An 11,866-nucleotide genomic window follows, 5' to 3' on the forward strand; every position below is an offset into this window, starting at 1 on the left:
TCCCGGTAGCACGCTGTTCCCAGGGGATAAAAAATTCACTTTTTCGCGCGTGAGCGGCGTAAAAATCAGGCAATTACGTCCGCTTTATCAACTTAGTAGTCTAACACTTTCCTGCCAGCGCACCACAGCACCCTTTTTTAACGTTTCTTCTGCCTGCTACGCCCGTTAAACTACGCAACAAATTATGACGAGTTGTGAGCGAAATGAGTAAATCCCCCCGCAACAGCGGCGCGGCAGGCCAGATTCGCCTGATTGGCGGACAGTGGCGCGGCCGCAAATTGCCGGTGCCGGACAGCGCCGGCCTGCGCCCGACCACCGATCGCGTGCGTGAAACGCTATTCAACTGGCTGGCGCCGGATATCCAGCAGGCGCGCTGCCTCGATTGCTATGCCGGCAGCGGCGCGCTGGGCTTAGAAGCGCTGTCGCGCTATGCCGCCTCCGCAACCCTGCTGGAACTGGAACGTCACGTGGCGCAGCAGCTGACGCAAAACCTGCACACGTTGCGCGCCACCAACGCCAGCGTCGTCCAGACCAATACGCTGCAGTGGCTAAGCCAGCCCGGCGAGCCGTTCGACGTGGTGTTTGTTGATCCCCCGTTCCGCAAAGGCCTGCTGCAGGAGACGCTAACGCTGCTGGAGAATAATGGCTGGCTCGCCGCCCACGCGCTGATTTATGTTGAGAGCGAAGTGGAGCACGGCACCCCGCTGGCACCGGCTAACTGGGATCTGTATCGCGAGAAGATTGCCGGTCAGGTGGCCTATCGCCTCTATCAACGCCAACAGGAGACCGATGATGTGGCTTAATCTGGGACGTTTGCTGATGATTTGCGTCTGGGCATTTCTGCTGCTTAACCTGGTGCATCCCTTCCCGACGCCGCTGCGCTACTTTGTCCACGTTGCGCTGTTCTTTATGGTGGTGATGCACGGCCTGCAGCTGGTGCTGCTGCGTGCCACGCAACCAAAGGAAGCGCCAAAACTGAGCCGCGCCACGCAGGCGAAAATCTTCTTCTTTGGCGTATTTGAACTGCTGGCGTGGCAGAAAAAGCACTATCCGTCGTAACGCAAGGCAGCGCGCGCGGCTTCAGCCCCGTGCGCTTTAGCGTCTATTGCGCCGGGGTAAAGCTGACAAAGCGCGTGCCCTGCATTTTCAGCTCGCCCTTCACGCCTTTGTCCATCTGGTGATAATCGCTGGCGCTGACGTTGACCTTAAAATCACCGGCGCCGTTCAGCGGATGGAACCAGGCTTCATACTTCATCTCTTCCGCCACAATCTCTTCGCGCTGACGCGAACGGCGATTGGGGGCCGGAAACTCTCGCTTGGTTTTCACTTCCACACTCATTGAGCGCACCGGTGAAGCGTCGTTGACTGCGGCTTCGCGGCGCTGCTTGATAAACTGACGGGTTGCCAGGATGGCAATTACAGCCAGGACGATAAAAAAGATTAGCGGTGGTTTGCTCATGTTTTCTCTCGCACTTTACGTCGGGGGTTAACAGATAAAAGACGCCAAAGCATACAACCAGAGTTGCCCGATTGTCACATTTGCCGCCAGTAACTTAAACTGAGATCGCGATTTTGGGAAAATTCATCAATGTGGGCGACACGTTCACAAAAGGGAGAAAAAATGCTTTGGTCTTTCCTTGCAGTCCTTTTTTCCGGTTGGCTGTATGTCGATGCCTCCTACCGCGGCCCGCAGTGGCAGCGCTGGCTGTTCAAACCCGTTACGCTGCTGTTGCTGGTTGCCTGGGCGTGGCAGGCTCCCACGCTTAACACCACCGACTACCTGATTCTGGCTGGCCTGGTCGCTACGCTGGTGGGCGATGCGTTAACCCTGCTGCCGCGTCAGCAGATGCTGTATGCGCTCGGCGCCTTTTTCCTTTCGCATCTGCTGTACACCATCAGCTTTGCCCCGCACATGACCATGAGCTTCTTCTGGCCGATTCCGCTCACCTTCCTGGTGATTGGTATCATTGTGATCGCCATTATCTGGTCAAAACTGGATACGCTGCGCTGGCCGATTTGTACGCTGATTGGCATGACGCTGGTGATGAACTGGATGGCGGCGGAAAATTACTTCTTCCGTCCGACCGATTACAGTTTCTCGCTGCTGGTGGGTGCCGTGCTACTGTTGCTGGCTAACATCGTGTGGTTTATCTCGCACTATCGCCGCCGCTTCAGCGCTGACAGCGCGATTGTCGCCGCCTGCTACTTTGCCGGTCACTTCATGATTGTGCGTTCACTGTGGCTGTACTGAAAAAAGTGACCTCACCGCTTGACTCTGGAGTCCACTCCAGAGTGTAGCATGCAGACTGCGGGCATCGGCCCGCTTCTGCAACCGGAGGTCACATGCATCAACATGCCCACTCTTGCCGCTGTGGCAAATCACACCGTCAGCCAAAACCGCTGTGTGCGGTACGCAGCGTTCAGCCTGCATCCCTGAAGATTTCCGCCGCGCAGCCGGTGGCCGCGTCCAGTGATTGCGGCTGCTGCACCAGCGATGACGATAGTCCCGGCGGCGGCGACGCCGACAGCGACAGGCGCGCATCCGCGTCCTATCAGTTCCGCTGGCAGATTGCCGGCATGGACTGCCCGAGCTGCGCCCGCAAAATCGAAACCGCCGTGCAAAAGCTGCCGCAGGTCGCCAGCGCGCGGGTGATATTCGCCAGTGAAAATCTGCTGGTGGAGGCGCACAGCGATATTCGTCCGGCTATTGAACAGGCCGTTAACCATGCCGGCTTTAGCCTGAAATCCACAGAGAACCCCGCACCGACGGCGCGCCGCTGGCGCGATAATGCCTCGCTCATACTGCTCACGCTGTTGATGATTGCCAGCTGGCTGCTGAGCCAGCTCACGCCGCTGTGGGGCGATCGCCTGTTTGTGCTTACCACGCTGGTCGGTCTGGCGCCGGTAGCCCGCAGCGCATGGCAGGCCATACGCAGCGGCTCACCGTTCAGCATTGAAACCCTGATGACCCTCGCCGCCGCGGGCGCGCTGGTGATTGGCGCCCACGCCGAAGCTGCCATGGTGCTGCTGCTGTTCCAGCTGGGAGAACGGCTGGAAGCCTATGCCGCCGCGCGGGCGCGCCGTGGCGTCACCGCGCTGATGGCGCTGCGTCCGGACACCGCCACGCGCGTCAATGGCACACAGCGTGAGCAGGTGGCACTGGCGGCGCTCAAGCCCGGCGATGTGATTGAAGTGGCGGCAGGCGGTCGTCTGCCCGCCGATGCCGAGCTGCTGCACGCCAGCGCCAGCTTTGATGAAAGCGCCCTGACCGGCGAATCGCTACCGGTGGCCCATCAGCCGGGCGATGCCGTGATGGCAGGCGCCACCAGCGTGGATCGGCTGGTGACGCTGCGCGTGACCTCACAGCCGGGCCACAGCGCTATCGACCGCATTCTGCAGCTGATAGAAGAGGCCGAAAGTCACCGCGCGCCGGTGGAGCGTTTTATCGATCGCTTCAGCCGCCTCTACACGCCGGCCATCATGCTGCTGGCGCTGCTGGTGATGGTGCTGCCGCCGCTGCTCGGATTCGGCGCCTGGCTGCCGTGGATCTACAAAGGGCTGACGCTTCTGCTGATTGGCTGTCCGTGCGCGCTGGTGATCTCCACGCCTGCCGCTATCACTTCCGGCCTGGCGGCGGCGGCTCGCCAGGGCGCGCTGATTAAAGGCGGCGCGGCGCTCGAACGCCTCAGCCGGGTGCAGGCGCTGGCGTTTGATAAAACCGGCACCCTGACCGCCGGTAAACCACAGGTCACCGACGTGCAGCCGTTTGGCGCGGATACACAGCAACAGCTGCTCAGCCTCGCGGCCGCTATTGAGCAGGGCTCCGGCCATCCGCTGGCGCGGGCGATAGTCGCGGAAGCGCAGCACCAGCAGCAGGTGATCCCACCGGCGCAGCATCAGCAAACGCTGGCCGGCAGCGGCATTCGCGCACAAATCGACGGCGTGATGCATCAACTGCTGGCACCGCGTGATGCGGCGGCGCTGAGTGACGCGCAGCAGCAGCAGATTGCGCAGCTGGAGGCACAGGGCAAAACCGTGGTGGTGCTGTTGCGCGAAGCACAGCCGCTCGGGCTGCTGGCGCTGCAGGATTTGCTGCGCGAGGAGGCCCGCAGTGCGCTGGCGGCGCTGCAGGCGCTGGGAATTCGCAGCGTGATGCTGACCGGCGATAATCCGCGCGCCGCCGCCGCGATAGCCGCCGAACTCGGCATCAGCTATCGCGCCGGTCTGTTGCCTGCGGATAAGGTAGCCGCCGTACGTGAACTGGGCGAACAGCAGCCGCTGGCGATGGTCGGCGATGGCATCAACGATGCGCCAGCCATGAAGGCCGCGACGCTGGGGATTGCCATGGGCAGCGGCACCGATGTGGCGCTGGAAGCGGCCGATGCGGCTCTGACGCAGAATAACCTGGCGATTCTGCCGCGCACCGTGCAGCTGGCACGCCGCACGCGCGCCATTATTCGTCAGAATATTGCGCTGGCGCTGGGGCTGAAGGCAATTTTCCTCGTCACCACGCTGCTCGGCTTTACCGGCCTGTGGCTGGCGGTGCTGGCCGATTCGGGTGCCACCGCGCTGGTCACCGCCAACGCGCTGCGCCTGCTGCGTCAGCGCTGAGGCGGGCGGATGCCGCGATCAGGCATCCGCGCCTTTCTGGATCAGATACTGGTACGGCAGGCTCTCGGTCTGCTGTGCCAGCAGCTGATGCTCCATAAAGCGGCAGAAGCCGGGAATATCACGCGTGGTCGCCGGATCGTCGGCGATGATCAGCAACGTTTCGCCCGCCTGCATGGTACGCACGGTTTTGCGCACCATCATCACCGGCTCCGGGCAGCGCAGCCCAAGCGCATCAAGCGTATGGTCCGCAGCGGAAAAAGGATCGCTCATGATTCTCTGTCTTTATTCAGGGTGGGCGCTCATTCTAACGCGCTACAGCGCGCGCGCAAGGCGAGAACGATTGCGTTAAAATTAACCATTGCATTTGTTGCGCAACACGCTAAGATGCCGTCCGATTTTTTAATGTTACTGCCAATTCCTCAAAATAATTCAGGTTTTAGGAAGGCGGCAAGCCTGCTCACCTCAGGAGCTTACTGAAGTAAGTGACTGGGGTGAGCAGGCGCAGCCAACGCACATAAAACCTGAAGTATGAAGAGGATGGGTTCCCTCACCCCATTTTTAAAAAAGGCCTTTATGATCCACTTCTCTGCTCGTCAGCGCATGCATGCGCTATTCTGGCTGTCGCTGTTTCACCTGCTGGTGATTACCTCCAGTAACTATCTGGTGCAGCTGCCGGTCGCGATTTTCGGTTTCCACACCACCTGGGGTGCGTTTAGCTTCCCGTTTATTTTTCTCGCCACCGATCTCACCGTGCGTATTTTTGGCGCACCGCTGGCACGGCGCATTATCCTTGCGGTGATGATTCCGGCGCTGTTTATCTCCTACATCGTGTCGTGCGTGTTTTATCAGGGCGCGTGGCAGGGCTGGGCCTCGCTGCAGGAGGTCAATCTGTTCGTGGCGCGTATCGCCTGCGCCAGCTTTATGGCCTATGCGCTGGGGCAGATCCTTGATGTGCACGTGTTTAACCGCCTGCGTAAACTGCCGCAGTGGTGGATTGCGCCTGCCTGTGCCATGTTCCTCGGCAATATCAGCGATACGCTGGCCTTCTTCTTTATCGCCTTTTATAAGAGTCCGGACCCGTTCATGGCCAGCCACTGGGTGGAGATCGCACTGGTGGATTACAGCTTCAAAGTGCTGATCTGCATGGTTTTCTTCCTGCCTGCTTACGGTGTTCTGCTCAATGCGGCACTTAAGCGTCTGGCGGAACGTTCGGCTCAGCGCCAGATGAATTTCGGCTAATTGAACGTAGACGAAACGCCACGGCACGCTAAGATTTCCTGACAAAGCGCTGATTGCTTTTAAGCACCGATTCCGTTTTGATAACGGCTGATGGAAACCTTACGAAGGGATAAGAATGCGTAACTTAGTGAAATATGCGGGCATCGGCCTGCTGGTGTTAGGCCTGGCGGCGTGTGATCAGAAGAAAGACGACACGGCGGCAAACAGCAACGGCGCCAGCGCCAGTCAGTCAGCACAGACAGTAAACCTGATGGACGGTAAGCTGAGTTTCAGCCTGCCAGCAGGCATGTCAGATAAGAGCGGCAAGCTGGGTTCGGAATCCACCAATATGCACGTGTATGCCGATGAAACCGGCCAGCGCGCAATTATCGTGATTGCGGGCGATCCGACCAGTGAAGCCCTGGATGCGCTGGCTCAGCGTCTGGAGCAGCAGCAGCGCAACCGCGATCCGCAGCTGCAGGTGGTGTCGAATAAAGCGGTGACGCTGAAAGACCAGCCGGCACAGCAGCTGGATACGGTGATTTCCGCCAATAACCAGACCTCCTGGTCCTCGGTTATTCTGGCGAAGGTGGACGGTAAACTGCTGACGCTGCAGATCACCCTGCCCGCCGACAATCAGCAGCAGGCGCAGAGCGATGCCGATGCGATTGTGAAGAGTATTACCCTGAAGTAAGTTTGCACCAACGGTAGCGGCGCGATTTATCGCGCGTTGTTAAAAACCGCGCAATGAATTGCGCCGCTACAGAATGTGCCTCGTTTATAACCTCACCGGCGAAATATGCCAGATCTCATCCGCGTACTCCTGAATGGTACGGTCGGCGGAGAAATAGCCCATATTGGCGATGTTCAGCGCCGCACGCCGCTGCCACTCTTCCGGCTGGCGATAAAGCTTATCCACCTTATCCTGGGTATCCACGTAACTGCGGTAATCCGCCAGCAGCTGATAGTGATCGCCAAAGTTGACCAGCGCGTCGAACAGGTTACGGTAGCGCCCTGGCTCCTGCGGGCTGAAGACGCCGCTGGCGATTTGCGTCAGCGCCTGGTGCAGTTCCGCATCCTCTTCATAGTATTTGCGCGGGTTATAGCCCTCAGTGCGCAGCTTCTCCACCTGCGGCGTGGTGTTGCCGAAGATAAAGATATTCTCTGCGCCGACGTGCTCGCGCATCTCCACGTTGGCCCCGTCCAGCGTACCGATGGTCAGCGCGCCGTTTAGCGCAAATTTCATGTTACTGGTGCCGGAGGCTTCGGTGCCGGCGGTAGAGATCTGCTCGGAGAGATCCGCCGCCGGAATGATGATCTGCGCCAGGCTGACGCCGTAGTTAGGGATAAACACCACCTTCAGCTTGTTCTTCACCTGCGGATCATTGTTGATCACGTTGGCGACATCGTTGATCAGGTGAATGATGTGCTTGGCGACGTAATAGGCCGACGCCGCTTTCCCGGCGAAGATATTGACGCGCGGCACCCACTCTGCGGTCGGATCGGCTTTGATGCGGTTGTAACGCGTGATGACGTGCAGCACGTTCAGCAGCTGACGTTTGTATTCGTGAATACGCTTGATCTGCACGTCGAACAGCGCCTGCGGATCCAGCACGATATCCATATTCTTCGCCACCCACTCCGCGAGGCGCTTTTTGTTGGCGAACTTGGCATCGGCAATCTGTTCAATAAACGCCGGATAGTCAATGTGCGGCACCAGCTCGCTCAGCTGAGCCAGATCGGTACGCCAGGTGCGGCCAATCGCGTCATCCAGCACCTCTGACAAGGCCGGGTTGGCCAGCGCCAGCCAGCGGCGCGGCGTCACGCCGTTGGTTTTATTGCAGAAGCGCCCCGGGAACAGACGGGCAAAATCGGCGAACAGCGACTGCACCATCAGATTAGAGTGCAGCTCCGACACGCCGTTGACCTTGTGGCTAACCACCACCGCCAGCCACGCCATGCGGATGCGGCGACCATCGTTTTCGTCGATGATCGAGATGCGCGCCATCAGATCCCAGTCATCCGGATAGTAGTCCTGAATGGTCTTCAGGAAGTAGTCATTGATTTCGAAGATGATGCTGAGGTGACGCGGCAGGATCTTGCCGATCATGTCCACCGGCCAGGTCTCCAGCGCTTCGCTCATCAGCGTATGGTTGGTGTACGAGAACACCTGGCAGGTGACTTCAAAGGCGTCGTCCCAGGTAAACTTGTGCTCATCAATCAGCAGGCGCATCAGCTCGGGAATCGCCAGCACCGGATGGGTATCGTTGAGGTGGATGGCAATTTTGTCGGCCAGGTTGTCCCAGGTTTCATGCATCTGCCAGTGGCGATTGAGGATATCCTGCACCGTGGCGGAGACGAGAAAATACTCCTGGCGCAGGCGTAGCTCGCGCCCGGAGTAGGTCGAGTCGTCGGGATAGAGCACGCGCGACACGTTCTCCGAGTGGTTTTTATCTTCCACCGCCGCGAAGTAATCGCCCTGATTAAACTTGCCGAGGTTGATTTCGTTACTGGCCTGCGCGCCCCACAGCCGCAGCGTGTTGGTGGCATCGGTGTCGAAGCCAGGGATGATCTGATCGTAGGCCATTGCTACGATCTCTTCGGTCTCAACCCAGCGCACCCGGCTGCCTTCATGCTGCAACCGCCCGCCAAAACGCACTTTGTAGCGGGTGTTAAAGCGCTGGAACTCCCACGGGTTGCCGTACTCCAGCCAGTAATCCGGCGATTCACGCTGCTGGCCGTCAACAATGTTCTGTTTGAACATGCCGTAATCGTAGCGAATGCCGTAGCCGCGCCCGGGCAGGCCCAGCGTGGCCAGCGAGTCGAGGAAGCAGGCCGCCAGCCGGCCAAGACCGCCGTTGCCGAGCCCGGGGTCGTTCTCTTCTTCCATCAGCTCGCTGAGGTCGAGTCCCATCTCATCCAGCGCCTGATTGAGGTCGTCATAGATGCCCATCGCCAGCAAGGCATTGCCCAGCGTGCGCCCCATCAGGAACTCCATCGACAGGTAATAAACCTGGCGCACATCCTGCGACAGCTGCGCACGGCTGGAGCGCAGCCAGCGCTCCACCATGCGATCGCGTACCGCCAGCAGCGCGGCGTTCAGCCACTCATGCTTGTTGGCGATCGACGGATCTTTACCAATGGTAAACATCAGCTTATAGGCGATTGAGTGCTTGAGGGCGTCAACCGTCAGCGTGGGTGAGGCATAGGTGAAAGGTGCGTTCATATGCGGTATCCCAATCTCTCATTACAGCAAGCGTTGATAAAGATCGCGGTAGGCTTGTGCTGCCACCTGCCAACTAAAATCCATCCCCATCGCCTGGCGCTGAACATAACGCCAGAGTGAAGGACGGGACCATAAAACAAAAGCACGACGAATCGCGCGCAGCAGTGACCAGGCATTGCTGTCTTCGAAGCTGAAGCCGCTGGCTACGCCGTCGGCGAGGTTTTCCAGCGAGCTGTCCTGTACGGTATCCGCCAGTCCACCGGTGCGCCTGACCAGCGGCAGCGTGCCATATTTCAGACCGTACAACTGCGTCAGACCGCACGGTTCGAAACGGCTGGGCACCATAATGACGTCCGCGCCACCGACAATGCGGTGCGAGAACGCTTCGTGATAACCAATTTGCACGCCGACGCTGCCCGGATGCTCAGCGGCTGCGGCGAGGAAGCCCTGCTGCAGTTCCGCATCGCCCTGACCCAGCAGCACCAGTTGCCCGCCCTGCGCCAGCAGTCCCGGCAGTGCTTCCAGCACCAGATCCAGCCCTTTCTGTTTGGTTAAACGGCTGATAACGCAGAACACCGGCACTTTGTCATCAACCTTCAGCCCCATGGCAATCTGCAGCTGACGTTTATTCTCCGCTTTGCTCTCCAGCGTGTCGCGGTCGTAGCGGGCGGTAAGCAGCAGGTCGTGTGCCGGATCCCAGATGCCGGGATCGACGCCGTTGAGAATACCGCTCAGCCGTCCTTCGCGCAGCCGCTGCTCCAGCAGCGCTTCCATGCCGTAGCCGAACTCCGGACGGGTGATCTCCAGCGCATAGGTCGGGCTGACCGCAGTTATATGATCGGCATAAAACAGGCCGGCCTTTAGGTAAGAAATCTGGCCGTAGAATTCCAGCCCGTGCATTTCAAAATAGGCGCGCGGGATCTGGATTTCGTCCAGATGCCGCGCGGAAAACAGCCCCTGATACGCCAGGTTATGCACGGTAAACACCGTTTTCGCCGGACGTCCGCGTGCGGCGATATAAGCCGGAGCCAGACCGGCGTGCCAGTCGTGCGCGTGCACGATGTCCGGCTGCCAGTATGTATCCAGCCCGCTGGCCAGCTCGGCCGCCATCCAGCCGAGCAGCGCAAAGCGCAGGTAGTTATCGACATAGGCAAACTGCGACGTATCGTGGTACGGGCTGCCGGGACGATCGTACAGTCCCGGCGCATCAATCAAATATATCCCCACGCCGTTGAAGGGCCCAAACAGCAAGCGGACCGGCCCGGCAAAGGTTTGCAGCTCCGCCACCACTTCGGTATCAGGAATCCCTTTACGCAGATCCGGAAACGCCGGAATCAGCACCCGCGTGTCCATACCTTCGGCAATTTGTGCCTGAGGCAATGCGCCGACGACATCAGCCAGTCCGCCGGTTTTTAGCAGCGGGAAAAGCTCTGAACAGACATGTAAAACCTGCATCCTGAACCCCTATTGTGTTATCGCCCGCGTTCCACGCGGCAATGTTCTTTGCCTTTCGTCACTTACTGACCCGCAGCGGCCAATTTGGCCAGCATGGCGCGCGTCACCAGTACGATGCCCTCTTCTGAACGGTAAAAACGGCGACTATCCTCATCCGGATTTTCGCCAATCACCATGCCTTCCGGAATGACGCAGGCACGGTCTATGACGCAGCGACGCAAACGGCACGATCGCCCGATAACCACATCGGGCAGCAGCACCGCCGAATCAATATTGCAAAACGAGTTAACGCGCACGCGCGGGAACAGCACCGAATTCACCACCACCGAGCCGGAAATAATGCAGCCGCCGGAGACCAGCGAGTTCATGGTCATGCCGTGACTGCCGGATCGATCCTGGACAAATTTGGCCGGCGGCAGCGGCTCCATGTGGGTACGAATCGGCCATTCGTGGTCATACATATCGAGTTCGGGCGTCACCGAGGCCAGATCGAGGTTGGCGCGCCAGTAAGCTTCCAGCGTACCGACGTCGCGCCAGTAAGGTTCCGCGTTTTCGTCGTTCTGTACGCACGACAGCGTGAAGGAGTGCGCGTAGGCTTCGCCGCTGGCGACGATCTTCGGCAGCAGATCTTTACCGAAATCGTGGCTCGAGTCGGCGATCTGCAAATCCTCCTCCAGCAGCTCATAGAGATAATCGGCGTTGAACACGTAGATGCCCATGCTGGCCAGCGCTTTGCTGTCGTCGCCCGGCATGGACGGCGGCTGCGCCGGTTTCTCAACGAAATCGATTACATTGTTGTCCGCATCGACTGCCATCACACCAAACGCGGTGGCCTCATGCAGCGGTACGGGCAGACAGGCGATGGTGCACTTAGCGCCACGATCGGCGTGGTCGAGCAGCATGCGCGAGTAATCCATTTTGTAGATGTGATCCCCGGCGAGAATCACGATGTACTGTGCGTTATAGCGGCGAATGATGTCGAGATTCTGCGTGACCGCATCGGCGGTACCGCGATACCAGTGTTCGGTCGAGGCGCGCTGCTGCGCCGGCAGCAGATCGACAAACTCATTCATCTCTTCGTTGAACAATGACCAGCCGCGCTGAATGTGCTGCGTCAGCGTATGTGACTGATATTGGGTGATGACGCCGATGCGCCGAATCCCGGAGTTGATACAGTTGGAGAGCGCAAAGTCGATGATGCGGAACTTGCCGCCGAAGTGCACGGCAGGCTTGGCGCGTTTGGCGGTAAGATCTTTCAGGCGCGTACCGCGCCCGCCAGCAAGGATCAGGGCAACCGTCTGTGTAGGGAGCTGGCGCGCCAGCATCAGGGGGTCGTTTCTATCTAATTTCACCATG

General features: G+C 59.2%; 11 protein-coding genes. 6 read left to right on the forward strand and 5 right to left on the reverse strand.

What is annotated here, in order from left to right:
* The first annotated feature begins 203 nt into the window (after positions 1-203).
* Both rsmD and C1N84_RS17300 read left to right on the forward strand, forming a co-directional pair.
* Positions 204-803, forward strand: coding sequence for a 16S rRNA (guanine(966)-N(2))-methyltransferase (gene rsmD, locus C1N84_RS17295; protein WP_262264536.1), 600 nt, complete (start codon positions 204-206; stop codon positions 801-803).
* Entirely contained in the window at positions 793-1,059 is a 267-nt protein-coding gene (locus tag C1N84_RS17300) for a DUF1145 family protein (protein ID WP_021313674.1), read from the forward strand. The genes rsmD and C1N84_RS17300 overlap by 11 nt, the downstream gene beginning before the upstream one ends.
* Positions 1,060-1,102: 43 nt before the next feature.
* Here the strand turns inward: C1N84_RS17300 and C1N84_RS17305 are convergent, their stop codons facing one another.
* Positions 1,103-1,459, reverse strand: a complete 357-nt coding sequence (locus C1N84_RS17305) for a DUF2500 domain-containing protein (protein WP_021508014.1) — start codon at positions 1,457-1,459, stop codon at positions 1,103-1,105.
* A 162-nt stretch (positions 1,460-1,621) separates the two neighbouring features.
* Between C1N84_RS17305 and C1N84_RS17310 the strand changes: the two genes are divergently transcribed.
* Together C1N84_RS17310 and C1N84_RS17315 are read left to right on the forward strand one after the other, a co-directional pair.
* Positions 1,622-2,251: a lysoplasmalogenase gene (locus C1N84_RS17310; RefSeq protein ID WP_394541681.1), complete on the forward strand. Its 630-nt coding sequence runs from the start codon at positions 1,622-1,624 to the stop codon at positions 2,249-2,251.
* A 92-nt stretch (positions 2,252-2,343) separates the two neighbouring features.
* On the forward strand, positions 2,344-4,611 hold the full coding sequence (locus C1N84_RS17315) for a zinc/cadmium/mercury/lead-transporting ATPase (RefSeq protein WP_264441753.1): 2,268 nt from the start codon (positions 2,344-2,346) through the stop codon (positions 4,609-4,611).
* Positions 4,612-4,629: 18 nt separating this feature from the next.
* Here C1N84_RS17315 and tusA read toward each other — a convergent pair whose 3' ends face one another.
* Positions 4,630-4,881, reverse strand: a complete 252-nt coding sequence (tusA, locus tag C1N84_RS17320; RefSeq protein ID WP_021508017.1) for a sulfurtransferase TusA — start codon at positions 4,879-4,881, stop codon at positions 4,630-4,632.
* 303 nt (positions 4,882-5,184) lie between these two features.
* Here tusA and C1N84_RS17325 point away from each other — a divergent pair, with 303 nt between their 5' ends.
* Positions 5,185-5,850: a 7-cyano-7-deazaguanine/7-aminomethyl-7-deazaguanine transporter gene (locus C1N84_RS17325; RefSeq protein WP_264441754.1), complete on the forward strand. Its 666-nt coding sequence runs from the start codon at positions 5,185-5,187 to the stop codon at positions 5,848-5,850.
* Positions 5,851-5,965: 115 nt separating this feature from the next.
* Positions 5,966-6,523: a DcrB family lipoprotein gene (locus tag C1N84_RS17330; protein ID WP_059009882.1), complete on the forward strand. Its 558-nt coding sequence runs from the start codon at positions 5,966-5,968 to the stop codon at positions 6,521-6,523.
* Between the two features lie 84 nt (positions 6,524-6,607).
* Here C1N84_RS17330 and glgP read toward each other — a convergent pair whose 3' ends face one another.
* From glgP to glgC, 3 genes are all read right to left on the reverse strand, one after another.
* Positions 6,608-9,055, reverse strand: coding sequence for a glycogen phosphorylase (gene glgP / locus C1N84_RS17335; RefSeq protein WP_058769996.1), 2,448 nt, complete (start codon positions 9,053-9,055; stop codon positions 6,608-6,610).
* A 21-nt stretch (positions 9,056-9,076) separates the two neighbouring features.
* Positions 9,077-10,510, reverse strand: coding sequence for a glycogen synthase GlgA (gene glgA / locus C1N84_RS17340; RefSeq protein WP_058757589.1), 1,434 nt, complete (start codon positions 10,508-10,510; stop codon positions 9,077-9,079).
* Positions 10,511-10,572: 62 nt separating this feature from the next.
* Positions 10,573-11,865, reverse strand: a complete 1,293-nt coding sequence (gene glgC, locus C1N84_RS17345) for a glucose-1-phosphate adenylyltransferase (RefSeq protein WP_058757590.1) — start codon at positions 11,863-11,865, stop codon at positions 10,573-10,575.
* Between the last annotated feature and the right edge of the window lies 1 nt (position 11,866).

It is taken from the genome of Pantoea sp. SGAir0418 (assembly GCF_043529865.1).

Bases quoted from the DNA above. Each gene is read 5' to 3' on its own strand.
- rsmD (WP_262264536.1), top strand. From the start codon at position 204: ATGAGTAAATCCCCCCGCAACAGCGGCGCGGCAGGCCAGATTCGCCTG.
- C1N84_RS17300 (WP_021313674.1), top strand. From the start codon at position 793: ATGTGGCTTAATCTGGGACGTTTGCTGATGATTTGCGTCTGGGCATTT.
- C1N84_RS17305 (WP_021508014.1), bottom strand. From the start codon at position 1,459: ATGAGCAAACCACCGCTAATCTTTTTTATCGTCCTGGCTGTAATTGCC.
- C1N84_RS17310 (WP_394541681.1), top strand. From the start codon at position 1,622: ATGCTTTGGTCTTTCCTTGCAGTCCTTTTTTCCGGTTGGCTGTATGTC.
- C1N84_RS17315 (WP_264441753.1), top strand. From the start codon at position 2,344: ATGCATCAACATGCCCACTCTTGCCGCTGTGGCAAATCACACCGTCAG.
- tusA (WP_021508017.1), bottom strand. From the start codon at position 4,881: ATGAGCGATCCTTTTTCCGCTGCGGACCATACGCTTGATGCGCTTGGG.
- C1N84_RS17325 (WP_264441754.1), top strand. From the start codon at position 5,185: ATGATCCACTTCTCTGCTCGTCAGCGCATGCATGCGCTATTCTGGCTG.
- C1N84_RS17330 (WP_059009882.1), top strand. From the start codon at position 5,966: ATGCGTAACTTAGTGAAATATGCGGGCATCGGCCTGCTGGTGTTAGGC.
- glgP (WP_058769996.1), bottom strand. From the start codon at position 9,055: ATGAACGCACCTTTCACCTATGCCTCACCCACGCTGACGGTTGACGCC.
- glgA (WP_058757589.1), bottom strand. From the start codon at position 10,510: ATGCAGGTTTTACATGTCTGTTCAGAGCTTTTCCCGCTGCTAAAAACC.
- glgC (WP_058757590.1), bottom strand. From the start codon at position 11,865: ATGGTGAAATTAGATAGAAACGACCCCCTGATGCTGGCGCGCCAGCTC.